The 22,093-nt window shown below is 39.4% G+C and carries 19 protein-coding genes; 8 read left to right on the top strand and 11 right to left on the bottom strand.

Going from position 1 to position 22,093, the window contains the following annotated elements; translation table 11 throughout:
* Window positions 1-44: 44 nt before the first annotated feature.
* Complete coding sequence (nfi, locus tag IQ264_RS16170; protein ID WP_193981824.1) at window positions 45-743, bottom strand: deoxyribonuclease V; 699 nt, start codon at window positions 741-743, stop codon at window positions 45-47.
* A 168-nt stretch (window positions 744-911) separates the two neighbouring features.
* Here nfi and IQ264_RS16165 point away from each other — a divergent pair, with 168 nt between their 5' ends.
* From IQ264_RS16165 to IQ264_RS16145, 5 genes are all read left to right on the top strand, one after another.
* The gene (locus tag IQ264_RS16165) at window positions 912-3,185 is read left to right on the top strand and encodes a bifunctional serine/threonine-protein kinase/ABC transporter substrate-binding protein (RefSeq protein WP_193981823.1); all 2,274 of its coding nucleotides are present in this window, start codon (window positions 912-914) and stop codon (window positions 3,183-3,185) included.
* A gap of 71 nt (window positions 3,186-3,256) precedes the next feature.
* Window positions 3,257-4,075, top strand: a complete 819-nt coding sequence (locus tag IQ264_RS16160) for a prohibitin family protein (protein WP_193981822.1) — start codon at window positions 3,257-3,259, stop codon at window positions 4,073-4,075.
* An 80-nt stretch (window positions 4,076-4,155) separates the two neighbouring features.
* A complete protein-coding gene (locus tag IQ264_RS16155) occupies window positions 4,156-4,752 on the top strand; it encodes a Uma2 family endonuclease (protein WP_193981821.1) in 597 nt (198 codons plus the stop codon).
* Window positions 4,753-4,974: 222 nt separating this feature from the next.
* On the top strand, window positions 4,975-7,944 hold the full coding sequence (gene pruA / locus IQ264_RS16150; protein ID WP_322744708.1) for an L-glutamate gamma-semialdehyde dehydrogenase: 2,970 nt from the start codon (window positions 4,975-4,977) through the stop codon (window positions 7,942-7,944).
* Window positions 7,945-8,223: 279 nt separating this feature from the next.
* Window positions 8,224-9,054, top strand: coding sequence for an ATP-grasp domain-containing protein (locus IQ264_RS16145; protein WP_193981820.1), 831 nt, complete (start codon window positions 8,224-8,226; stop codon window positions 9,052-9,054).
* Between the two features lie 154 nt (window positions 9,055-9,208).
* Here the strand turns inward: IQ264_RS16145 and IQ264_RS16140 are convergent, their stop codons facing one another.
* The 4 genes from IQ264_RS16140 to yhdJ form a co-directional block, all read right to left on the bottom strand.
* Window positions 9,209-9,439 carry a DUF6887 family protein gene (locus IQ264_RS16140; RefSeq protein ID WP_193981819.1) on the bottom strand — a complete coding sequence of 77 codons (231 nt, stop codon included), beginning with the start codon at window positions 9,437-9,439 and terminating at the stop codon, window positions 9,209-9,211.
* On the bottom strand, window positions 9,436-9,618 hold the full coding sequence (locus IQ264_RS16135; protein WP_193981818.1) for a DUF6888 family protein: 183 nt from the start codon (window positions 9,616-9,618) through the stop codon (window positions 9,436-9,438). The genes IQ264_RS16140 and IQ264_RS16135 overlap by 4 nt, the downstream gene beginning before the upstream one ends.
* Window positions 9,619-9,744: 126 nt before the next feature.
* Entirely contained in the window at window positions 9,745-10,899 is a 1,155-nt protein-coding gene (locus IQ264_RS16130) for a restriction endonuclease (RefSeq protein WP_193981817.1), read from the bottom strand.
* Entirely contained in the window at window positions 10,890-11,768 is an 879-nt protein-coding gene (gene yhdJ, locus IQ264_RS16125; protein ID WP_193981816.1) for an adenine-specific DNA-methyltransferase, read from the bottom strand. Before yhdJ ends, IQ264_RS16130 begins: the two co-directional genes overlap by 10 nt.
* Before the next feature lie 151 nt (window positions 11,769-11,919).
* Between yhdJ and IQ264_RS16120 the strand changes: the two genes are divergently transcribed.
* Complete coding sequence (locus tag IQ264_RS16120; RefSeq protein WP_193981815.1) at window positions 11,920-12,393, top strand: hypothetical protein; 474 nt, start codon at window positions 11,920-11,922, stop codon at window positions 12,391-12,393.
* Between the two features lie 63 nt (window positions 12,394-12,456).
* Here the strand turns inward: IQ264_RS16120 and IQ264_RS16115 are convergent, their stop codons facing one another.
* A complete protein-coding gene (locus IQ264_RS16115; RefSeq protein WP_193981814.1) occupies window positions 12,457-14,676 on the bottom strand; it encodes a SulP family inorganic anion transporter in 2,220 nt (739 codons plus the stop codon).
* Window positions 14,677-14,961: 285 nt separating this feature from the next.
* Window positions 14,962-15,177: a hypothetical protein gene (locus IQ264_RS16110; RefSeq protein WP_193981813.1), complete on the bottom strand. Its 216-nt coding sequence runs from the start codon at window positions 15,175-15,177 to the stop codon at window positions 14,962-14,964.
* Window positions 15,178-15,286: 109 nt separating this feature from the next.
* Here IQ264_RS16110 and IQ264_RS16105 point away from each other — a divergent pair, with 109 nt between their 5' ends.
* Both IQ264_RS16105 and IQ264_RS16100 read left to right on the top strand, forming a co-directional pair.
* Window positions 15,287-17,812: a phospholipid carrier-dependent glycosyltransferase gene (locus IQ264_RS16105; protein ID WP_322744707.1), complete on the top strand. Its 2,526-nt coding sequence runs from the start codon at window positions 15,287-15,289 to the stop codon at window positions 17,810-17,812.
* A 146-nt stretch (window positions 17,813-17,958) separates the two neighbouring features.
* On the top strand, window positions 17,959-18,888 hold the full coding sequence (locus tag IQ264_RS16100; RefSeq protein WP_193981812.1) for a cobalamin-binding protein: 930 nt from the start codon (window positions 17,959-17,961) through the stop codon (window positions 18,886-18,888).
* 57 nt (window positions 18,889-18,945) lie between these two features.
* Here IQ264_RS16100 and IQ264_RS16095 read toward each other — a convergent pair whose 3' ends face one another.
* The 4 genes from IQ264_RS16095 to IQ264_RS16080 all read right to left on the bottom strand — a co-directional run.
* The gene (locus IQ264_RS16095; RefSeq protein WP_193981841.1) at window positions 18,946-19,182 is read right to left on the bottom strand and encodes a hypothetical protein; all 237 of its coding nucleotides are present in this window, start codon (window positions 19,180-19,182) and stop codon (window positions 18,946-18,948) included.
* Between the two features lie 86 nt (window positions 19,183-19,268).
* Complete coding sequence (locus IQ264_RS16090) at window positions 19,269-19,787, bottom strand: SH3 domain-containing protein (protein ID WP_193981811.1); 519 nt, start codon at window positions 19,785-19,787, stop codon at window positions 19,269-19,271.
* Between the two features lie 60 nt (window positions 19,788-19,847).
* Complete coding sequence (locus IQ264_RS16085; protein ID WP_193981810.1) at window positions 19,848-21,362, bottom strand: AAA family ATPase; 1,515 nt, start codon at window positions 21,360-21,362, stop codon at window positions 19,848-19,850.
* A gap of 148 nt (window positions 21,363-21,510) precedes the next feature.
* The coding region (locus IQ264_RS16080; RefSeq protein WP_322744706.1) for a YceD family protein at window positions 21,511-22,093 on the bottom strand (583 nt) is incomplete at its 5' end.

The following is a 22,093-nucleotide window of genomic DNA, read 5'->3' as shown; positions in this document are numbered from 1 at the left end:
TCTGCATAATAACAAGAATAATCGGTAAAGTTGGTCATTCGAGTTTAGATTTCAGATTTGAGATTTTCTGGCAATATTGACCCACGATTTGAGGCTAATTTATCAGCCCAACGAGTTGTTTCTGGTAAACGATATTTGGTAGTACAACGCAAAACATAATCAATCGCTGTAGCTAAACTAATTTTATGTCCGCTTGAAACATAAACAGGTTTTACTCCTGTGCGTGTTCGTAAAACCGCCCCTACTGTCTGGTTACGATATACCAAAGGTTGCCAAGCTTCCCGTTGATCTGGCAATTCCGCGTGTTTGCCAACTAACAAAGATTTTGCCACTCCGATCGCTGGAATATCCGTGAGTAAACCTAAGTGACAAGCAATCCCAAAACGACGCGGATGTGCGATTCCCTGACCATCGCATAAGATTAAATTGGGTGTAATACTGAGTTTTTCCAATGCTTCTATTACTGCTGGAACTTCTCTAAAAGAGAGAAATCCCGGAACGTAGGGAAAAGTGGTGGGACGGTAGGCGATCGCATACTCTTGCAACTGCAAGTCAGAAAAACTTAAAACTGCTACAGCTGCTCGTGTAATGCTTCCAGATTCGGTAAATCCTACATCAACCCCCGCAACATACTGTACAGTAGTCAACTGATCCGAAGTAATTACCTCTGAGGCTAACTGCTGTTGGATAATAATTGCTTCTTCCGCTGTCAAAGGCCAATCATGACGTTGATTTATCTTCATCTTTAAACACCTTTTATCTATAAGTGTAACCATACAAAGCATGACCAAAACCAAAGAAGGATACATCCCAAAAGTAAAATATAAAATCGGATGAGCGATTAATCATACTTAGAATAAAGCTTAATATACTACTCAAAATAAACAATTAAATTAATTAAAATGTAAGCTATGTTGGGAAAACTGTTAGGGGCAAGATACCAAATAATTCAAGTTCTCGGTGCTGGAGGATTTGGCGAAACCTATATCGCCCAAGACCAGCAACGTCCAGGTCATCCGAGATGTGTGGTCAAACGCTTTCGTCCTACTAATCAGAATACAAGTTTTTTAACTGTAGCTCGACGACTTTTTTATACTGAAGCAGAAACCCTAGAAAAGTTGGGACGACACGATCAAATTCCCCGACTATTGGCTTATTTTGAAGAAGAAAAAGAATTCTACTTAGTCCAAGAATTTATTGAAGGGCGTTCTCTGAGTGATGAATTAGGAACAGGCAAAAAACAATCAGAAGTTTATGTACTAAATTTGTTAGAAGATGTTTTAGGAATTCTCAGTTATGTTCATAACCAAGGTGTAATTCACCGCGATATTAAGCCGAGTAATTTAATTCGTCGGAATTCGGATGGAAAGTTAGTTTTAATTGATTTTGGTGCGGTTAAGTCCATCGAAACTCAAATGGCAGGTGAGCCAAAAGATCAAATGGAATTAACGGTGGGAATTGGTACTCAAGGTTATATGCCTCTTGAACAATTGGCGGGAAAACCCAGGTTTAATAGTGATATTTATGCCTTGGGAATGATTGGTATTAAAGCTTTAACAGGACTCCAGCCGCTGCAACTGCCAAATAGCCCACAAAATCATGAAATTATCTGGCAAAACCATACCCAAGTCAGCCCAAATTTGGCAGACATTTTAGATAAAATGGTGCGTTATCACTGGAGCGATCGCTATCAGTCAGTCTCCCAAGTATTAGAAGCGTTGGGAAAAATTTCTAGCCCTGTTATTCAGACAGAATTACCTTCAGAAATTAAACAAGAAAATTTAGTAAAAGTCAAGCGATTATTGCTGATTGCTACTGGAGTAGCAGCAGTTATTTTCCTAATTGCCTGGTTTGGTAAATCTTTATTTTCCCTATCTACAAACTTCAATTTAAATTTTTTGTTTCAGACAACTAATCAATCGGATTCTGCTGCTGAACGGATTAGTTTCGGCACTAAAAGTTTAACTCCCTGGCAAATTAACCCTTATAAACAAGAAGGAATACATTTAATAAAATCTGGTGCTTATAAACAAGCAATTTTAGCTTTTCAAAAAGCTAGAAAAGTCAATCGTAGCGATCCAGAAACTTTTATTTATTTGAATAATGCCCAAATTGGTAATGCCAGAGCTTACAGTATTGCCGCAGTTGTACCGTTAGTTACGAGTTCTCAGAGTGCTTTGGAAATGTTGCGCGGTGTCGCCCAAGCACAAGAGGAAATTAATGCTGCTGGTGGAATTAATGGAATTCCGCTGAAAGTGGGTATTGCTCATGATGATAATCAATCAAAAGTGGCTCAATCTGTAGCCCAAGAATTGGTAAAAAATCCTGAAGTTTTAGGTGTAGTAGGGCATGGAATTAGTGATACAACTTTGGCAGCCGCATCAGTTTATCAAGAAGCAGAATTAGTAGCAATTTCTCCGATTAGTTCAGCCGTACAATTATCGGGATTTGGTGGTTATATTTTCCGCACTATGCCGAGCGATCGCTTCACCGCCAGAGCTTTGAGTAATTATATGTTAACTGAATTGAAAAAAGAAAAAGTGATAGTTTTTTATAATTCCGCTAGTATGTATAGTAAATCTTTAAAAGATGAATTTAAAAATGCTTTGTTTTATGCAGGAAAAGGCAAAGTTTTAACGGAAATTGATTTGGCTAGACCTGACTTTAACGCTAAAGCTAGCGTCGATCAAGCAATTGAAAAAAGTGCAGAAGTGATTATGCTATTACCTAGCAGTGATGTAGCCGATCGCGCTTTGCAAGTTGTACATATCAACCGTCGCCGCTTAAATTTATTAGCTGGAGATGGTTTTTATAGCGATAAAACTTTACAAATTGGTGCGGAAGATGCCGCAGGAATGGTGTTAGCAATTCCGGGAAATATTACCGGAAAACAGGGAGAAATATTTCAGAATCATGGCTTAAAAATTTGGGGCGGAAATGTTAATTGGCGCACGGCGCTTGCTTATGATGCTACTCAAGCTTTAATTATTGCTATTGGTAAAAATCCTACCCGCGAAGGCGTACAGCGATCGCTTTCTGCACCAGATTTTACAATTTCTGGAGCTACCGGAGATGTAAGTTTTCGTTCTACAGGCGATCGCGAAGCTCCAGTACAATTAGTAATAGTTACTCCGAAATCTCCCGGAAAAGCGGAAAATGGTTATCAGTTCACTCCGTTAAAGTAATTACTTATGGAATCTTTCAGCATTTCTTCGCTATATTAGCAATAACAGCTAAAAAGTCAGGTCAATAACTAATGAAATCTTCCAATGGTTCTTACATCTTGGCAGCTATTACCATATTGCTTTTAGTAGTCGCAATTTTTTTTAAACCTTTTGTAATTATCAATGCCGGACAACGGGGCGTTGTCATGAAATTTGGACAAGTTCAAGAGCAGGTATTAACTGAAGGAATACACCCTATTATCCCCATAGTTAACACTGTAAAAACTCTCAGTGTCCGAGTTCAAAAACATCAAATCCCTGGGCAAGCTTCCTCAAAAGATTTGCAAGATGTGTTTACAGATGTAGCTCTTAACTGGCACATTAGCCCAGAAAAATCGAATATTGTCTTTCAACAAATAGGTGATGAAGATGAGGTAGTGCAACGCATTATTAATCCCGCAGTTGAAGAAATTTTAAAAGCGGTAATGGCGCTTTACACTGCGGAACAAATTATTACTAAACGGGGAGAAGTAAAAGCCGGAATTGACAATCAATTGACTTCAAGACTAGCTCAATATAATATTGTAGTTGATGATATTTCTCTGGTAAATATTCGCTTTTCCCAAAGGTTTAGTGAAGCAGTAGAAGCCAAACAAATTGCTGAACAAGAAGCAAAAAAAGCAGAGTTTTTAGCTTTGAAAGCTACCCAAGAAGCCCAAGCAGAAATTAACCGCGCCAAAGGACAAGCAGAAGCACAAAGATTACTCCGAGAAAATTTAACAGCGGAGATTTTGCAAAAAAGAGCGATCGACAAATGGGATGGACATTTCCCCACTGTTTTAGGTGGCAATGGTGCGCTACCATTTATTAATATTGCCCCCAATGAATTACCACCCACAATTCAACAGTGAACACATCCAGTCACGTAAATGTATGAGTAGCGAGAGTCAAGTAAGTTAGACTGGAAATGCGATCGCAAAAGGTGATTTAGATGTTTGTCGCAACTTCTCAACTAGGATTGGTTACAAATGCAGCTTTGCTGTCAAATATAACATGGGAAACTCTCTTAAAACTGGATGCAGATTTGGCAGGAACAGGAGCACGTCTAACTTATTTGGATGGGTGTTTAGAAATTATGTCTCCCTTATCTGAAGAACACGAAGAACCTAGAAACACTTTAGGTCAACTTTTAGAGATTTATCTGCGGATGAAAAACATTCGGTTTTATGGAAGGGGGAGTATAACGATCGGGAAAAAGGAGTTAGCCGCAAGAAAAGAACCTGATGAATCTTATTGTTTAGGTACGCGAAAGTCTGTTCCAGATTTGGCAATTGAAGTGATAGTAACTAGTGGCGGAATTGAAGTTTTAGAAATTTATCGGCGCGTGGGAGTGCGAGAAGTTTGGTTTTGGCAAGATGGGGTAATTTCGGTTTATTGTTTGCGTGAAACGGGATATGAATTAGTAAGTAATAGTGAAGTTTTGCCGGAGTTGGATTTGCGATCGCTAGAGTTCTATTCCCGCATGGCAGATCAATATGATGCGGTTAATGCTTTTAGGGATTTTTTAACCACAGATGAACACAGATGAACACAGATTGTATATGTAAGTTATCTGTTTTTGCTTGAGTTCTTTTTTTTAATACGCAGATGAACGCAGATGAACGCAGATGTATGCGTAGCCTTCCCGTAGGGTACGCAGATGTAGAGATATATTTGGAAGAGGATGCGATCGCAAAATCACTCCAAAGCACGACAATAGAAAATGCGGGAATTTTTTCCCGATTCTTGCCTAAAATAGGAGTCTGCAATTGTGGTTGCCCAAAATAATAACACTTACGAACCAAAAACCCAAGAGATTGCTAAACAACTTTTAGCAGCAACTAAGGAAAATCGCTCGTTTTTTGCCCAAATGCGCGACCAAATGCGCTGGGATGATAAACTGCTGGCATGGGCGATGAGTAATCCAGGTTTGCGCGTGCAGCTGTTTCGCTTCATTGACTGTCTTCCGGCGTTGCGTAGCAAGACTGAAGTTGCGCGTCATTTACAAGAATACTTGAGCGATGAGTCGGTGGAACTTCCCAGCGCACTGAAGGGAATGTTAAACTTTGCTTCTGCTGATTCTATGCCGGGACAGGTGGCGGCGACAACTGTATCGACGGCGGTGGAGGCGTTGGCGCACAAGTACATTGCTGGGGAAAATGTTCAGCAGGTAATTAAGACGATCGAACGTCTCAGAAAGGATAAAATGGCTTTTACCATCGACCTTCTTGGTGAGGCGGTAATTGCTGAGTCGGAAGCACAGTTGTATCTGAAAAAGTATTTGGAATTGATGCAGCAGTTGACGGAAGCTGCTAAGAATTGGAAAACTATTCCTCAAATTGATGAAGCTGACGGACAAGCAATTCCGAAAGTACAGGTTTCGGTGAAGCTAACTGCATTTTACTCGCAGTTTGACCCTTTGGATGATAAGGGAAGTGAAGAGAAAGTTAGCGATCGTATTCGTATTTTACTCCGTCGCGCTCAAGAGTTGGGAGCGGCTGTTCATTTTGATATGGAACAGTATGCTTACAAAGATTTAACACTCGCTATTTTAAAACGAGTTTTGTTAGAAGAGGAGTTCCGTTCGCGTACCGATATTGGTGTTACTATTCAAGGTTACTTGCGTGATAGTGAAAAAGACCTGAAAGATTTAATCGAATGGGCAAAACTGAGAGGATATCCGGTAACAGTCCGTTTGGTAAAAGGCGCATATTGGGATCAAGAAACCATCAAAGCGGCTCAAAGAGATTGGTCGCAACCTGTTTATAATGATAAAGCGGCGACTGATGCTAATTATGAAAAACTCACCCAACTGTTGTTAGAGAACTATCAATATATATATACAGCAATTGGTAGTCATAATGTCAGAACGCAAGCACGCGCAATTGCTATTGCCGAAACTCTAAATGTTCCCAAGCGTTGCTTTGAAATGCAAGTGCTGTATGGCATGGGAGATAAATTAGCTAAAGCTTTAGCGGATAAAGGTTATCGGGTGAGAGTATATTGTCCTTATGGGGAATTACTTCCGGGAATGGCGTATTTGATTCGTCGTTTGTTGGAAAATACTGCTAATAGTTCCTTCCTCAGACAAAACTTAGAAGACCGTCCAATTGAAGAACTCTTAGCACCGCCTTCTCCTAATAATACTGTATCAGATTTGGCGGCAAAACGCGCATTTCCCAATGTGGCAGATACAGATTATGCTGACAAAGCAAAGCGGGAAAAAGCACAAGAAGCTTATCGCATTGTCAAAGGACAATTGGGTAAAACTTACTTACCTTTAGTTAATGGTAAGTACGAAAATACTTCCGAAACTTTTGATTCCGTTAACCCTTCCAATCCCAAAGAAATTGTTGGTAAAATCGGTTTATTATCTGTTGAACAAGCAGAACAAGCACTGAAAGCTGCAAAAGCAGCGTTTCCCCAATGGCGGAAAAAATCTGCCAAAGAACGCGCCGACATTCTGCGGAAAGCAGCTGATTTAATGGAACAACGTCGCGCCGAACTTTGTGCTTGGATTGTATTAGAAGTTGGCAAACCTTTACAAGAAGCAGATGGAGAAGTTTCAGAAGCGATCGATTTTTGTCGTTACAATGCCAACGAAATCGAACGCTTAGATCAAGGATACAACTACGACCTCGCTGGCGAAACTAACCGTTACATTTATCAACCTTTGGGAATTGCAGTGGTAATTTCCCCTTGGAATTTCCCCTTTGCCATTGCAACGGGAATGACTGTAGCGGCGTTAGTTGCGGGAAATTGCACGCTTTTGAAACCTGCGGAAGTTTCTTCCGTAATTGCTGCTAAACTAGCAGAAATCCTGGTAGATGCGGGAATGCCTCCCGGAGTTTTCCAATTTGTACCAGGGAAAGGTTCAGTCGTTGGCGCGTACATGGTGAAGCATCCCGATGTGAACATGATAGCTTTCACAGGTTCGCAAGAAGTCGGATGTCGCATTTACGCCGATGCTGCCATTTTACAACCCGGTCAGAAACATCTCAAACGGGTAATTGCCGAAATGGGTGGCAAGAATGCGATTATTATCGATGAAAGTGCGGATTTAGATCAAGCCGTTGCCGGGGTTGTGCATTCCGCTTTCGGTTACAGTGGGCAAAAATGTTCCGCTTGTTCGCGTGTAATTGCCGTCGATTCAGTATACGATACCTTTGTGAATCGCTTAGTCGAAGTTACCCGCAGTTTAAACGTCGGTAATGCTGAAGATCCTAGTACAAAAGTCGGCCCTGTAGTTGATTCTAAGGCACGCGATCGCATTCGGGAATACATCGCCAAAGGCAAAGAGGAAAGTAAACTAGTTTTAGAAATGCCTTCTTCAGAAGCGGGATATTTCATCGGCCCGGTAATCTTCAGCGAAGTCTCGCCAACTGCTACAATTGCCCAAGAGGAAATTTTCGGCCCTGTACTCGCCTGCATTCGCGCTAAAGATTTCCAAGAAGCTTTGCAAATTGCCAATGGTACGAACTTTGCCTTAACTGGCGGTTTGTACTCCCGCACACCTTCGCACATCGAACAAGCAACCGCAGAGTTTGAGGTAGGTAATCTTTATATTAACCGAGGAATTACGGGTGCGATCGTCTCGCGTCAGCCTTTTGGAGGATTTAAACTTTCTGGTGTCGGATCTAAAGCCGGAGGGCCCGATTATCTGCTACAATTCCTTGAACCCCGCGTGGTGACGGAAAACATCCAACGTCAAGGTTTCGCACCAATCGAAGGGGCAGAATAATCTAAGTTTCCCTTGCTAGTCTATCAACTCCGTAGGGGTGGGCAATGCTCACCCTGTTTTTTTGCTCTCTTTCCTTCGCGTTCTTTGCGTCCTTTGCGGTTTAATAAAAAAACCACAGATAGAAATACAGATTAAACCGCAGATGAACGCAGATGAACGCAGATGTAGTAGATAAATTGTTGATTTTCGCCAGAACTTTTTGATGAGATGGTGCGTTACGCTGAAACTTGAAACCTATTAAAATACACACAATGACTATAATGATTAGATTAAGCCAAAATGAACGTAAAAAAAGTAAACTGGCTAATTGAAAGAAATATTTTTGATGCAGATGAGCAATTTTTAGAAGAACTAAGGACGCTGGGATACATTTACAAAGAAATTAAATATCTTAATTTTCGACCAGAAGAAGCAAATAAATACTTTCCAGATGATGAATGTGTTCTTTTCAGAGGAACTCTAAATCTCGGTAGAGATATTCTACGAACTTCTTGGATTCCAGGGGCGTACATGAATGAAAAGAACCTTCGCTGTTCTACTTACTATGCTTATTTTGGTGAATACTTACTGAACAATAAATATTTTATTTTTCCTTTGCGTGAGTTGGTTAGAAGAAAAGAAGAAGTCCTAGAATACTTTAAATCCGAAGGTGAAATTTTTATCCGACCTGATAGCAACATGAAGCCATTTCGTGCAGGAGTATTTAACCTGAAAGTATTAAATACCATGCAGAGTTTAGCAAGTGAATTAACCAGTGATAAAACTACTTTAGTATTAGTTAGCAGCAAACGACATATATCTAAAGAGTGGAGATTCTTTGTTTACAAAAATGAAATTATTACTGGGTCACTCTACTTAGTTGGAGAGGAAAGAGTTGATGAGAAAATCCAAGGGGGTTATTTAGAAAACTACCTTATTGAAGTACTAAAACAAGTAAATTGGTATCCTGAATTGCTTTATACAGTAGATATTTGTGAGTCCGAAGGAGAGCTTTATATTTTAGAGTTGGGTTCTTTTAGTTGCGCTGGAGAGTATGGTTGCGATTTGGGTTTGATTATAGAAGCTGGCGCAAAAGCTGCTTGGGAAGATTACGAAGCTGTAAATGGTTAACACACCTGATTGATAAATCAACTGCTACGCTTACAAGCAGTGGTGTTTGTGGGGTGTAGTGCGATTCATTCTTCTATTATGCCTTCATCTGCGATCGCGTTTATTAATTTTATCCTGCTAGTCTATTAACTCCGCAGGGGTGGATAACACTTAGTTACTCAGTTTGTTTTGCTCTTTTAATTTGCTCAAGCTTTTCTTTAAAAATAGCTTCCATTTCGGCTATAGGATCGGCAAGAGCGAGAGGATTAGGATACCTTATCGCATTAGGATCGCGACGACTCATTAACTCTTGCAATGCCGCATGAAAGGCTTCTTCATCGTTTCTATTTTCAGAGATATACTGCTTTAGTTCAGCATTTGTCATTTCTTTTAAGTTTTGTGTCATTGAACAAACTCCCAAATTCCATCTTCATCTATTACGATCGCAAGTTCATCCCTTACCCCAGCCTGAATGTAGATTGTTTTTAACTTTTGGTCATAACGAAAAACTTGAATTGGTTGATACAAATTAGAAAGTAACTGACAAACAAATATTGCCATGTAGCACTGGCTTTGTGTCGGCAAGTTGTAGCCCCTAAATATAATATATGACAAATTTAGCTTATCAGAAGTTGATAATGATGAATCAGCTGCTACGTTTGCAAAGACTGAGTGCTAGTTGTGCATGGTGTTTGTGGGGTGTAGTGCGATTTATTCTTCTATTATGCCTTCATTTGCGATCGCATCCTCTTCTTCCGACTCCAAATTAAACTCTATTCGACTTTGCAAAACAATTTCCTCTATTACTTCCCCACCTCTATTTCGTTCTAACACCGCGTCAAAACGGCGCATTAACTCAGGTATATTTATCACTTCTTCCACACATTCTATATATCTCCTAACAATAGCTTTAACTTTATATCTAGTTGTTGCTTGTTCCTCAACCCTCTTAAGTACTTCATCAATTGTCTGTTCAGTTTTAACAACAAAAGTAATGGGATACCTTTGCACTTTATCAATATCTAAAAAATATTTTCCTGCATCTATAGTTTCCGTTACTTGAAAGAAACGACCAAGAGGCTTCATGACAAAATCTATACCTCCATCATTGGCATTTGTGCGTCCAGTCTTGTATAAAACTAAATACTCAGCATTTAACTCATCTGGCGACCAACCCCAATATATTAATTGTTCAGCATAATATTCTTTCAAAATTGCATAACTCACAATTTCAAAGACCCTTGCATCTATATTCGGTTTCAATAAACTGCGAATGAACTCTATTGCTCTTTGAGGTTCTTGTTGCTGTATGTCTATCATTTCCTGGCAATAAATCATGAATTCATTAAATGCCTTTCTTCGTGCTTCTACATAAGCATCGATAATATCTCTTATTGCCTCAGCAATATTGATTTGCTGATTATCGATCGTAAACTTAATCAGATTTTCATTAATCCAGTATCTATTTGTTTTAGCATCTCTAATAATCGGTAAATATGGCGATGTAGGAAAGTATTTTTTGAATTCTTCATTTAATCGATGGTTAAGTGCATGATTCTGAAGCTTGCTGCCAAAAGGAAGTTCCCTTTGTCTGCTTAATAACAATTTATACTGTGCGCCTTCGTAATCATCGTAACCATTTTTAATGTTAAATTCCTTAGTTAAATAATCTTCTATCAATACATAAATTGCATAGTGATTAGCGAATGCTGCTCTTGATTTAGAACCGCGATTAGCAGATAGTGTTTTAATATTTAGGTATTGTAATAATTCACTTGAATTTAATACTTTCTCTCCTAAACTGGGAAAATAACCCTCAAGAATAGAAATTATAGTTTTTGTGAATTCATGCTGTACTATTGGCATTGAATAGATTCTCCTGATTTTATATTCAATCTTTTCCCATTCCGATTTCTAATAATGTGGCTTTTCTGTGGTGGCAAAAGTGGCTCTCCCTGATATTCATGCCATCCTAAAACTCGCCTAAGACCAATTTTAAAATATTCTGCTTGTGACTCTATGCTAATTGAATTTCTTCCTAATCGCTTTGCTACAGCACCTACTGTAAAAGTACCTGCAAATGGATCGAGTATTAAATGTCCTTCATCACTACTCGCAAGAATGATTCTTTCCAGTAATGTTTCCGGCTTTTGTGAAGGATGATTTTCATATTCTTCCATGCGATACCTGACACGCGGAAAGTACCATACATTACCTGGTACTTTTTCTGTATTGTATAGTGTGGGAACGGGTTTTCTATAATCAATTAGTTTCCGTTGGGAACCTGTTTTTGCTTCAACTTTAATGCTTTCAGCGTTAAATATATAGTTATTTTTATCTTTCACACAATGAAGTATTGGCTCATACATTGAGCCGAAATATTTAGTTGCTTGAACACCAGAACTATCATAATGCCATACAATCCGACTAAGAATTGTTAGCTTTTTTCTTAAGTAAAGGTCAAAGTATGGCATAGCTTGGGTACTTGTCATTACATAAATTGTTCCATTTGGTTTTAGTACCCGTATGCACTCATCAAGCCATTTATATGCCCACTTTGTATATTCTTCATCAGATTCCCATTTATCATGAAAAGCTGCAAATTTTTTGCCGATGTTATAAGGAGGATCGATAAAAATAAGATTTACGGATTCAGAAGCAATTTTGTCTGATAAAATAGCGAAAGCATCTCCGTGAAACACTATATGACCCGCATTTTCGTATTGTTCAGACATTAGTTCTCCTGATATTTTGATAGAAATTTTAGCACGTTATGCGATCGCGTAGCCTGTGCGTAGCACGCATCGCGTTTGCGGGGTAGAGTGCGATCGCTCTTGTGCCTTTTCAAATATAGTTAATATTAACCATCAACTCGAATTATTCACTATGGACAATACAGCCAAAATTTACACTCTATACTTTGTTTTGACAGATACCATAACTTCTATTATTCATAAAAGCAAAAATTCCAGTGAAAACTTTGATGGCGATGAACTGTTTAATAGATTTTTGACTAGAGGTAAAAATCAATATTCTGATATACTCTACGATCTGGCTGCCGAAATTGGGTTGGCTCATTCCAAGGCTGAAGAAGAGTATGGCAGAATTGCCACCAGAATAGCAAGTTTTTTAGGCACCTTACGCGATGGAAAGAATGTAGGTTTAGTTTTTGCCCTTTGGACTGCTGTAGAGTTAGCCTTGAGTTTTGATTTTTCTATTTCGGAAAATCAACCTGACTTAGTTTATGATTTGGAGGAAAAACTTAGCTTAGGGCATGAAAAATATTTGGCTGCACAATCTAATTCTGAAGAGTGGCAAAATATTGATTCAATAATGAAGTCTAAATTGGGTGATTTTTAATCAAACTTTCTTATTAAATAAATTTTTTCAAGCTTTTCTTATCACCATAAAACAGTTTTGTTTCTAATACAATTGATTTAACCATTTTTGCTCGCGGTGCTTTAGTTGTTCTGAGAGTTGCATAATAATTAAATGTTCTAATGCCACAGCCCAGTACGGTTTTTTTTGTTGTATTTTTAACCACATCTCTGAAGAGAGATAATAAAACTTACTAGGCCGATCGGTAACAACAGAAACAGAATGAGGAGTTTGTCCGTAAAGGCTAATTTCTCCTAAGATAATATTCTCGCTGAAGGTTCGTAATCGTTTTGACTCTCCATTATGGAGTTGAATCAAAACGCTGACTTGACCAGAAATCAGGAAATAAAGACCTTGAGGAACATCTCCTTGGTGGAAGAGGACATAATTAGAAGGAAAGTTTTGGCAGTCGAAATAGCTGAGTAATTCTGTAATTTCTTGAACCGAAAGCCACAAGGATAGTTGTTCAACTAAAGACTGTCCTAAAGACTGATTAGTTTTGTCTTTATCGTCTTGAAGCAGTTGCTCTTCACACCATTCCAGGGATAAATCAAGCTCACTAAAAAAGCGACAGTAAGACTGGGATGATTCATCTTTTAAACATAGCCCTTGTTTAAGAACTCGTTCGATAGATGGTAAAAGAGAGCAAAAGACTAAATTAACCTTTTGGTTGTAGAGTTTTTGGCGTAGTTTAGTCAAACTAAAAATAGCCGAAGCATCTAAACCACTAACAAGATGACACTCAAGAATCACAAACCTCAAGGGTGACTCCTTGACCCGATCGATTTTGGCGGTAATCTCTTTAAGTAAGTGATAGCTACTACCAAAAAAAATAAATCCTTGAATTTGAAAAATCCCAATTTGCGCCCGTTTTTTTTGCAGAATCTGCTCTTGCCAAAGAGGACGAGCAACATAGCTTTTAAGCAGATTACCAGAATAGACTTCCCGCACCATCGCTATACGACCATAGCGAAAGGCAAATAAGATAGTGGCAATTGCTAAACCAACCCCTATCCCTTCAAGAAAGCCAACTGTCACTATAATTAGCCAAACTAATCCGAGCAAGCAATAGTCTAGATAGGGAAGTTGGAAATAAGCATCATAGAGCCATTCCACCAAAAAGGATAACCCTAAAAACAGCAGTAATCCCCCAAGAATAGGGCGAGGAAAGAAACACAGGATGGAAGAACCACTAATCAATACTGCACCAGAAATTGCTGCTGCTACTAAACCAACCAAACGACTTCTTGCACCAAGTTTGTGAGCAAGAACTGAGGAACTCAGAGAATGATAGCCAATCATGCCACTGGCTAACCCAGAGAGGAAAATCATCAAACCAGTGGTTTGTAATTCTCGTTCTATGTTCAACTCTGCCTGAAAAGTTTGTTCCATGCTACTAAGATTGAGTAGCAGATTCAGCACACTCAGAAAGACAATCACCAACACGCTATTAAGATGATTGAAGATTACCAACCAATTAACTTTAAATAAATCGCTGGGAATCAAGGGATGCCATACGCTTATCTCAGAAGAAGTCTTGAGTAACCATCCCCAAGTAATCGCTTCATTTATAGATGTATGAGTTAACCACAAGAGGAGATAAGTTATTAGGACAGCAACAAAGAGAATAGTTGGAATGATTGACCAATGGCGGTAACGACGGGACGAGATTAACAGCACTACCGCCAAGCTTAGTCCTGATAGCCAATGGGGTAATACCTCAGCCTCGAACAGTGATGGTAAGGATGAGATTGTTAAGGGAATATCCGTCATTACCTGAATTGAGCCTTGTAATAAAAGCCATCCAGTTCCAGCCAGAAATGCGCCGATGATTGGATAGGGAATAAATCCGCTCAAGTTACCCAGTTTTAAACTTCCTAATCCCCAACAGGTCAAACCAGTGACTAATGTGCTTAAAGCAATTACAGATATAATCATCAAGTAGATTTCTTGGCTCGTTGAGTGAGGAGACATTTCCGAAGCTATTTCACTTACTAACATGGCGATAATAGTGGCGGGAGCTTCTTGAAGACCTGCTATTACACCAGAAAATCCGCTGGTTAAGGTCATGCCAATTATCATCAAACATCCGCTAAATAAAGCTATCGCCATACCCGCTGGAAGATAATCAGACAGATTGCCAGAGAAAATTAGTGCTGCTAAGGAAAGGGAAAAAGTAACTTGAATAACACCTATAATTACACCAGCAATCAAACTGGGAATTAGTCGGCTTGGATGTAATTCTTGTTTATGCACATTGGTCACGAGTTAAAATTATGTACAATTAGCTAAAATTTTTCATATAATTTTGCTGAACTTGGGTTGATATATTTCCGAGTGCTGTTTGAATATTTTGTGGGGATGAGCAGGAATTTTTTGAGTGATGGGATGATTTATTTGTGACATTTTGTTGTTCTGTTTTGTTAATATTGATGATAAAATTTCCGCCAAAATTCTATGCTTTTTCACGGTATAAAAAGTAGCCTAAGCTAGATAAGTGCAAAATAGGACAAGATGCAAAGCTTTGTAACAAAATTAATTGTTACGTAATCAATTGACTGGTTTGAGCCTGATTTGGGCAACCAAGAATGGCTTAATCGCCTTGGCGGTTGTTATACCTGCGGTTGCCGACTGCTGGTGACTATAGCTAAGTTTTAGATAAATATTAGCGGTAGCGATTGCTAATTCTGTAAACTTCTCTGCATCATGTAACCAATATATTTGTGCTTGTAGTTCCCCTAATACAATAGCTAAATTTTCAGTCATGCTTCTAATCATCTCTACAATCTGATTTTGGATATGTCTAATTGATTAGCTTAACTCCGTCAAGTAATGCTATCTTTGCTAGGGATAAGTAATAGTTAATTGTAAGCCTGTGATTGAAGAGGAAAAAGATAAAAAGTTCCAAGGGTTAATTGCGCTGGGAATTATCTGGCTGTTGGGTGCTTTGTGCGATCGCCTTTGGTTCGCTCTCGACCATTCTACCCCGGCTTGGGATCAGGCGGAATATCTCACAGGTACTTTAAATTATGGGCAAGCTTTACGCAATCCTCAAATCTTTTCTGGGGAATGGTGGGTTAATTTTTGGCAGATTTCGTCCAAAATACCACCTTTGGTTTATATTTTAGCAGGCTTTGTCCAAAATGTCTTCGGTAATGGGCCGGATCGGGCAACTATTATTAATCTATTTTTTAGTGCTATCCTGTTAATTTCGGTTTATGGTTTGGGGGTTTATCTATTTAGTGTAGAGGTGGGTTTGTTGGCGGCTGTTATCTGTCAGCTTTTGCCTGGTTTGTATCGAGTTCGCTTGGATTTTTTGCTGGATTATCCCCTAACCGCTGTTGTTACTTTTAGTTTTTTTTGTTTGACGGTTTGGCGTTTTTTGGGAACCGCAGAGACGCAGAGGACGCAGAGGAAAGAGTGGTTTTGGGCCGTGATTTTTGGGCTTTCTTTAGGAGTAAGCCTGATGGTAAAGCAAACTGCTTTGTTCTTTCTTTTGATTCCTATTTTATGGGTTTTAGTTGCAACTATTCGTCAAAAAAAATGGGAAAGGTTAGCGCAGCTTTTTACTGCTTTTTTGGTGTCAGTTTTGGTGTTTGGTTTTTGGTATCGAATTAATTGGTTGTTGATTTTAACTTCGGGGAAAAGGGCGACGGTGGATTCTGCGATCGCAGAAGGCGATCCCCCACTTAATACATTAGCTGCTTGGACTTTTTATTGGCAAGATTTACCTTATGTCGTTTCTTGGGTTTTGTTGTTAGTGCCAATTGTCGGTTTACTGATTTATTATTTTAAGTCTAAATCCAAAAATCCGAAAGCTAAGGTTTTAAATCCCTATTTAGGATGGTTGGTGGTTTTTTGGATTGGTTCATATCTACTTTGTTCTTTAAATATCAATAAAGATACTCGTTATGTTTTACCTTATTTACCTGTTTTGGCTGTCTTTTTAGCTTATTGTTTAACTCTCTGGCAAGGTCGGTTTGCTAAGTCAATTCGTTGGGGTACAATTGGGTTAGCATTTTTGTTAATGTTGTGCAATCTTTATCCTTTGGGTGGTGCTTGGTTAACGCAATTTTTGAGTCCTCGATTTCAACATTATATTTATACTGGTGCCCAATGGCCGCAACGAGAAGTTATCGCGGAAATTACTCAAACTGAACCTTATTTACGCTCAAATTTAGGGGTTTTACCTTCTACTCCCAATTTGAATCAGCATAATTTTAATTACTTCGGTGCTTTGCAAAATTTCCAAGTTTACGGTCGGCAAGTGGGCACTCGCAAAAAGTTTGTTCTGCAAGATGTGAGGAGTCTTTCTTGGTTTGTAACTAAAACAGGAGATCAAGGTTCTGTTCCCTCGGAAGCGCAAAGTCAAATAACGCAAATTGTCGAACAAGGAAAGGATTTTAAATTACAGAAGAGTTGGAAGTTACCCGATGGAAGTAACTTGAATCTTTACCGCAGTAAACAACCGCCTGTCATCGTTCAACCTTTGGCGAAACCTTTGGGAAAAGTTAGCTTGAATAAAGTTACTGTACCGGAAAAAGTTGCACCGGGAACACCCGTTACAGTAGTCTATGATTGGTCTGGTTCTTGGGAACAATTACAATCGGGAATAGTTTTATTAACTTGGTATAATTCCGCTACTCCTAACCAAAGAATTAATAACCAATCTCGCTGGGTACACGATCATGGTTTTGGTATGGGAAATTTGTATCCGCCAAATCTGTCAAACAATGCTTCTAAAGGGTTTCGAGTTGTGGAAAAAATGGCAATGCTTCCACCAGCAGAATTAACTCCGGGAAATTACACTTTATTTGCCACTTATTTAAATCGCCAAACAGGTGAAAATTACCCTATCAAAACACCAAAGGTTACGGTAATTATTGAGCCTAATGCTAGCAAAATACCTGCACCAGAATTGGATTTAATTACTCAATTACGCACTTTAGCAATTTCTTTACCCGAAGGGCCAAAAGCACTCGATCGCGTGTTCGAGCAAATTGGTAGAATTAATCAATATGACCCGACACAAGATTATTTGCAACAAGCCGAAATATCGCTGAAATTCCGCCTCAAACGAGAACCGAGCAATTGGGAATTCGCTTATAATTTGGCATTAACAAAGGTTTTGCAAAGAGATGTGAAAGGCGCGATCGCAGCACTACAAACAGTCACCCAGCTAGACTCCCAAAACCCCTACGCCTACGCTTACCTCGCCTTCGTACACCTGTACAACTGGAACCCGAAAGCCGCCCAAACAGCACTCCAGCCAGCCTTAGCAATCGATCCTAACTCGCCAGAATTGCAAGCTCTTAGCGGTGTCGCTTCTGCGATGCAAGGTAATCTGATTAAAGCTTGGCGACAACTTCAGCCTATTCTTAATAGCAACAGTTCAAAATAGATTCTTGATATCTTCCTTTGCGTTCTACCCTACGGGAAGGCTATGCTTAATGCGGTTAAAAAAAATTATGTAACGTAAGGAGGATAAAAATTTCTAGACAGAGAGGTAAATTAAGATAAACTCCCCCAATTATATGGTGATAAATTATGAATAATAGCGATCAACTGAGAATCGTTTCTCTACTTCCCAGTGCGACAGAAATTGTGGCTAGCTTGGGTTTAACAGATGCTTTGGTAGGACGATCGCACGAATGCGACTACCCACCCGAAGTCCAAAACTTACCTGTTTGTACCCAAGCAAGAATAAATGCAGAAAAATCTAGCGCCAATATTCATCAAGATGTTACCCAATTAGTACGATCGGCATTGAGCATTTATGAGATCAAACTTGATGTTTTAGAACAGTTAAAACCTACTCATATTTTAACCCAAGACCAATGTGATATTTGCGCGGTTAGTGTGGCGGATGTAGAAACTGCTGTGGCTAAACTTACCAACTCTCAACCCCAAATTATTTCCTTACAACCGCAACATTTAGCAGATGTTTGGCAGGACATTCAAAGAGTAGCTGTCGCCTTAAATGTACCTACAGAATCAGTGATTCAAAACTTAGAAGCGCGAGTCAAAATTTGCGAACAAAAAACTCAATCTTTATCACCAGAAGACCGCCTCAAAGTTCTTTGCGTTGAATGGATCGAACCCTTAATGGTTGCATCTAATTGGATTCCCGAAATGGTCAAAATTGCTGGAGGAGAACCGCTGTTTAGCGTCGTCGGTCAACCTTCACCTAAGTTAAGTTGGGAATCAGTTTTTAACGCCAATCCAGATATTATTATTTTCATGCCTTGCGGTTTCAATTTAGACCGCACTCGTCAAGAAGCTACACCTTTAACTCAACGCCCGGAATGGCAAAATTTACAGGCTGTTCAAAAAGGAAGAGTTTATATTACTGATGGCAATGCTTATTTTAATCGTCCTGGGCCAAGATTAGCAGAATCAGTAGAAATTTTAGCAGATATCCTGCACCCAGAAATTTTCCAATACGGTTACAAAGATCGAGCTTGGCAACCATTATAGAGTTAATTTCTGGGATTTATTCGTGAAAATTTGCTTGTTTAATGATTCTTTAAAACTTCAAATTAACCCCAAACGATCGCACAGCAAAGCCACCAAAACCGCAAAAATGGTAATCTGTAAAGCTACCAGGGGATGTTGTCCCTGACTGACTGCGAAAGATGTAACAACACCTGCACCTAAACCAGCAGTGACGACAGCACTTACCAAATCTTTATCTGAATTTTTGTTGTACATAAATTCATCCCCGGAATTAGTAAAGGCATTAAATCGATTTACTGTTTTCCAAACTACCATCCTGGTTTGAATTGATTATGCTTTTACCCAAATATTGCAACCAAGTTTAAAATTTTGCTACTTTTCTTAACACATCAATTGAGTTCCTACTGATTAGATGCTTGCGCTTGTTCTCCTTCTTCAACGCGCTTAATATTTCGTGCTTTTACCCAACCTTCGTTACTACCATCCTCCGATCGAACTCTTACCCAACGTTTGTCATCACTTTCCGACAAAACTACCACCTCTTCGTTATAAGCTACACCACCAATTCTTTCCGAGTCAGAGCTAGGATTATCGCGGAGACTTAAACCACTTGACCAAATCACCCGCCCTTTATATGTTCCTGGTTCTAAGGGTTTTTCCTTGGTTTCACTAATTGGGGTTGGAGTATTCGTATTAGCACTAACTTCCGTAGCTTTAGGAGTACTTGCTGCTGGTGGCTGAACCTTAGCTGCTACTGGCTTAACCTTATTGGCATTTTTTTCATTGGCGAATATAGGTTTTTCTGGAGGTGAAGTTAATTTGGTGATAAAATAAAGTCCCCCTGCAATACCCGCACCTGCTAATAAACCGATCGCAATCACAAAACCAATCAAAAATTTAACAATTCCAGAAAAACTCATAACGCTCACCCACTCACGCCAATTTTGCTCAATGCAACTATATAATACGGCAATCTAATATTATCGCAGTTGATTTTTAATCCGATCGCTCAAACTGCTATGCTTAGAAGCTAAACGCGCCTTACCCGCCGCCGCCCAATCTTGTAAAAACTCAATTTGTTCTTGAGCAGTTCTGGCTAAAGGTACAATTTGACTAGCCGCTTCTAAAACATCATCTGTGTTAAAATCTCGGTTTTGACTAAAACCAATGTGCATCGCTTCTGTCAAAGCTTGCTCAATTTCTGCTCCCGAAAAATCAGGAGTTTCGTAAGCTAAACGATCGAGATCGTAACTATTCAAATTATGCGGACGTAGCCGAGTTAAATGTACCCCGAAAATCGCCCTCCTTTCTTCTTGCGTCGGTAAACCCACAAAAAAGATTTCATCAAACCTACCTTTCCTTAACATTTCTGCTGGTAAAGTTTGAATATTATTCGCTGTTGCCACCACAAAAACTGGGCTAGTTTTTTCGGCTAACCATGTAATAAATGTGCCAAAAACCCGGTTACTTGTACCTGCATCACCTTTGCCATCTATTCCCGAAAAAGCTTTATCAATTTCATCAATCCATAATACGCAAGGAGCTAAAGCTTCAGCTAATTGAATCATTTGTCGAGTGCGAGATTCTGATTCTCCTACTAAACCCCCAAATAATCTTCCCACATCTAATCTGAGTAAAGGTAAATGCCAATGGTGTGCGATCGCTTTTGCCATTAAAGATTTACCCGTTCCCTGAATTCCTACTAATAATAAACCTCTCGGATGCGGTAAACCATATTGTCTCGCCCTTTCCGAAAAAGCGCCACCCCGTCGCAATAACCATTCTTTTAAATTATCCAATCCTCCCACATCAGAAATATTTTCCGTAGCTGGATAGAACTCTAAAATTTGGGTTTGGCGAATCGTTTGGCGTTTTTCTTCTAATACTAAATCTACATCTTCGGGGCGTAATTCGCCATGAGTTGCGATCGCTCTCGCCAACACCCTGCGAATTCTTTCCAAAGAAAGTCCTTGACAAGAACGCACAATTTGATCTAAAACTCGACCTTCTAAAGAATGTCCCGTAGCCGCCAACAAACGCTCCACTTCTGTTTTAATTTCCGGTGCTGCTGGTAAGTGAAACTCTAAAACCGTCAGCACTTCGCTCAACTCTTCAGGAACAGCCAGTCGAGGCGACAAAATAACAATATTTTTCGGTTGTGACTTCAGCAAACGCGCCAAATTTTTCAACTTTCGCGCCACAGCCACATCTTCTAAAAAGCGGTGAAAATCCCGTAAAATAAAAATAGCTGCCGCCGAAGCAGACAGCTTTTCCAGAAATTCTAAAGCCTGTAAAGGATTGCGTTTTCCAAAGCCCGCATCATTGGGATTACCTTGATAACCATCAACAAAATCCCAAATATAAACCCCGCGATTCCCCTGATTTTTGGCAATATTAGCGATCGCTCCTTCCACTCGCTCTTCTTCACAAGTCGGAATATAAATTAACGGATAGCGGGCGCGTAACAGCAGTTCAAATTCATCACTGAAACTCATATTTTTTGCTGATTTGGTAAATTGTAATGGTAAATAGTGAGGATTTTAAATTTAAGCTTCTAGATGAGAAATTAGTTAATCCTCTACAATTTTAATGTAAACTTCCCCCTTTTTTATCTTCTGCCTTCTGCCTTCTGCCTTCTGCCTTCTATTTACCATTATTGAGTCTTTCCTTGAGAGATTCTAGAGAAGCCCAACGACTATCAATAATTCCTCCCCCAGCACTGTTAATATCTTCCAACTGAATTCCTTGACAAGTTTTATCACACAATTGTCTTTGAGGAATTGCTAAACACATTTGCTGATATAACCAATCATCAGGATAAAAATAACCCTTTGGGGATAAAGTTTCCACCAAATCTTCTAAAGCCGTTTCTCTTTCTAAAGCACCATCATCCGGTTGATCGGCAGCTTCATCCAACCAAATCATTTCCGCAGTTTTCACCACTAAACGGTGATTATATTGTTGCAAACAGCGATGACAAGTCAAGGTAACAATTGTTTCTGCTTGAGCAGAAACATCCAAATAATTTCCTTTGTGAACTACCTTAATTTTGCCTCTGATTGGTGTTAAAGTTTCCAAATCAGGCAGAAACTCATCTACTTCTATTACTTCTGTTTGCTGCGGTGCTTTCGTCAGACGGGGAATTTGAATTGCTTCCATAGTCGCGTCACCAACTTTTTTCCATCCTAGTACAAGAAGGCTCCAAGAGAGGTGGGGAGGTGGGGGG

This window comes from [Phormidium] sp. LEGE 05292, from assembly GCF_015207735.1.
Lineage (GTDB): Bacteria > Cyanobacteriota > Cyanobacteriia > Cyanobacteriales > Aerosakkonemataceae > Floridanema.
The sequence above is the reverse complement of the archived record's forward strand: the minus strand, read 5'-3'. Positions and strand labels throughout refer to the sequence as shown.

Coding starts and splice junctions, on each gene's coding strand:
- IQ264_RS16130 (WP_193981817.1), bottom strand. CDS start 10,899: ATGCCAATAGTACAGCATGAATTCACAAAAACTATAATTTCTATTCTT.
- IQ264_RS16090 (WP_193981811.1), bottom strand. CDS start 19,787: ATGAGTTTTTCTGGAATTGTTAAATTTTTGATTGGTTTTGTGATTGCG.
- IQ264_RS16085 (WP_193981810.1), bottom strand. CDS start 21,362: ATGAGTTTCAGTGATGAATTTGAACTGCTGTTACGCGCCCGCTATCCG.
- yhdJ (WP_193981816.1), bottom strand. CDS start 11,768: ATGTCTGAACAATACGAAAATGCGGGTCATATAGTGTTTCACGGAGAT.
- IQ264_RS16120 (WP_193981815.1), top strand. CDS start 11,920: ATGGACAATACAGCCAAAATTTACACTCTATACTTTGTTTTGACAGAT.
- IQ264_RS16165 (WP_193981823.1), top strand. CDS start 912: ATGTTGGGAAAACTGTTAGGGGCAAGATACCAAATAATTCAAGTTCTC.
- IQ264_RS16155 (WP_193981821.1), top strand. CDS start 4,156: ATGTTTGTCGCAACTTCTCAACTAGGATTGGTTACAAATGCAGCTTTG.
- IQ264_RS16140 (WP_193981819.1), bottom strand. CDS start 9,439: ATGACACAAAACTTAAAAGAAATGACAAATGCTGAACTAAAGCAGTAT.
- IQ264_RS16100 (WP_193981812.1), top strand. CDS start 17,959: ATGAATAATAGCGATCAACTGAGAATCGTTTCTCTACTTCCCAGTGCG.
- IQ264_RS16095 (WP_193981841.1), bottom strand. CDS start 19,182: ATGGTAGTTTGGAAAACAGTAAATCGATTTAATGCCTTTACTAATTCC.
- IQ264_RS16110 (WP_193981813.1), bottom strand. CDS start 15,177: ATGACTGAAAATTTAGCTATTGTATTAGGGGAACTACAAGCACAAATA.
- nfi (WP_193981824.1), bottom strand. CDS start 743: ATGAAGATAAATCAACGTCATGATTGGCCTTTGACAGCGGAAGAAGCA.
- IQ264_RS16145 (WP_193981820.1), top strand. CDS start 8,224: ATGAACGTAAAAAAAGTAAACTGGCTAATTGAAAGAAATATTTTTGAT.
- IQ264_RS16160 (WP_193981822.1), top strand. CDS start 3,257: ATGAAATCTTCCAATGGTTCTTACATCTTGGCAGCTATTACCATATTG.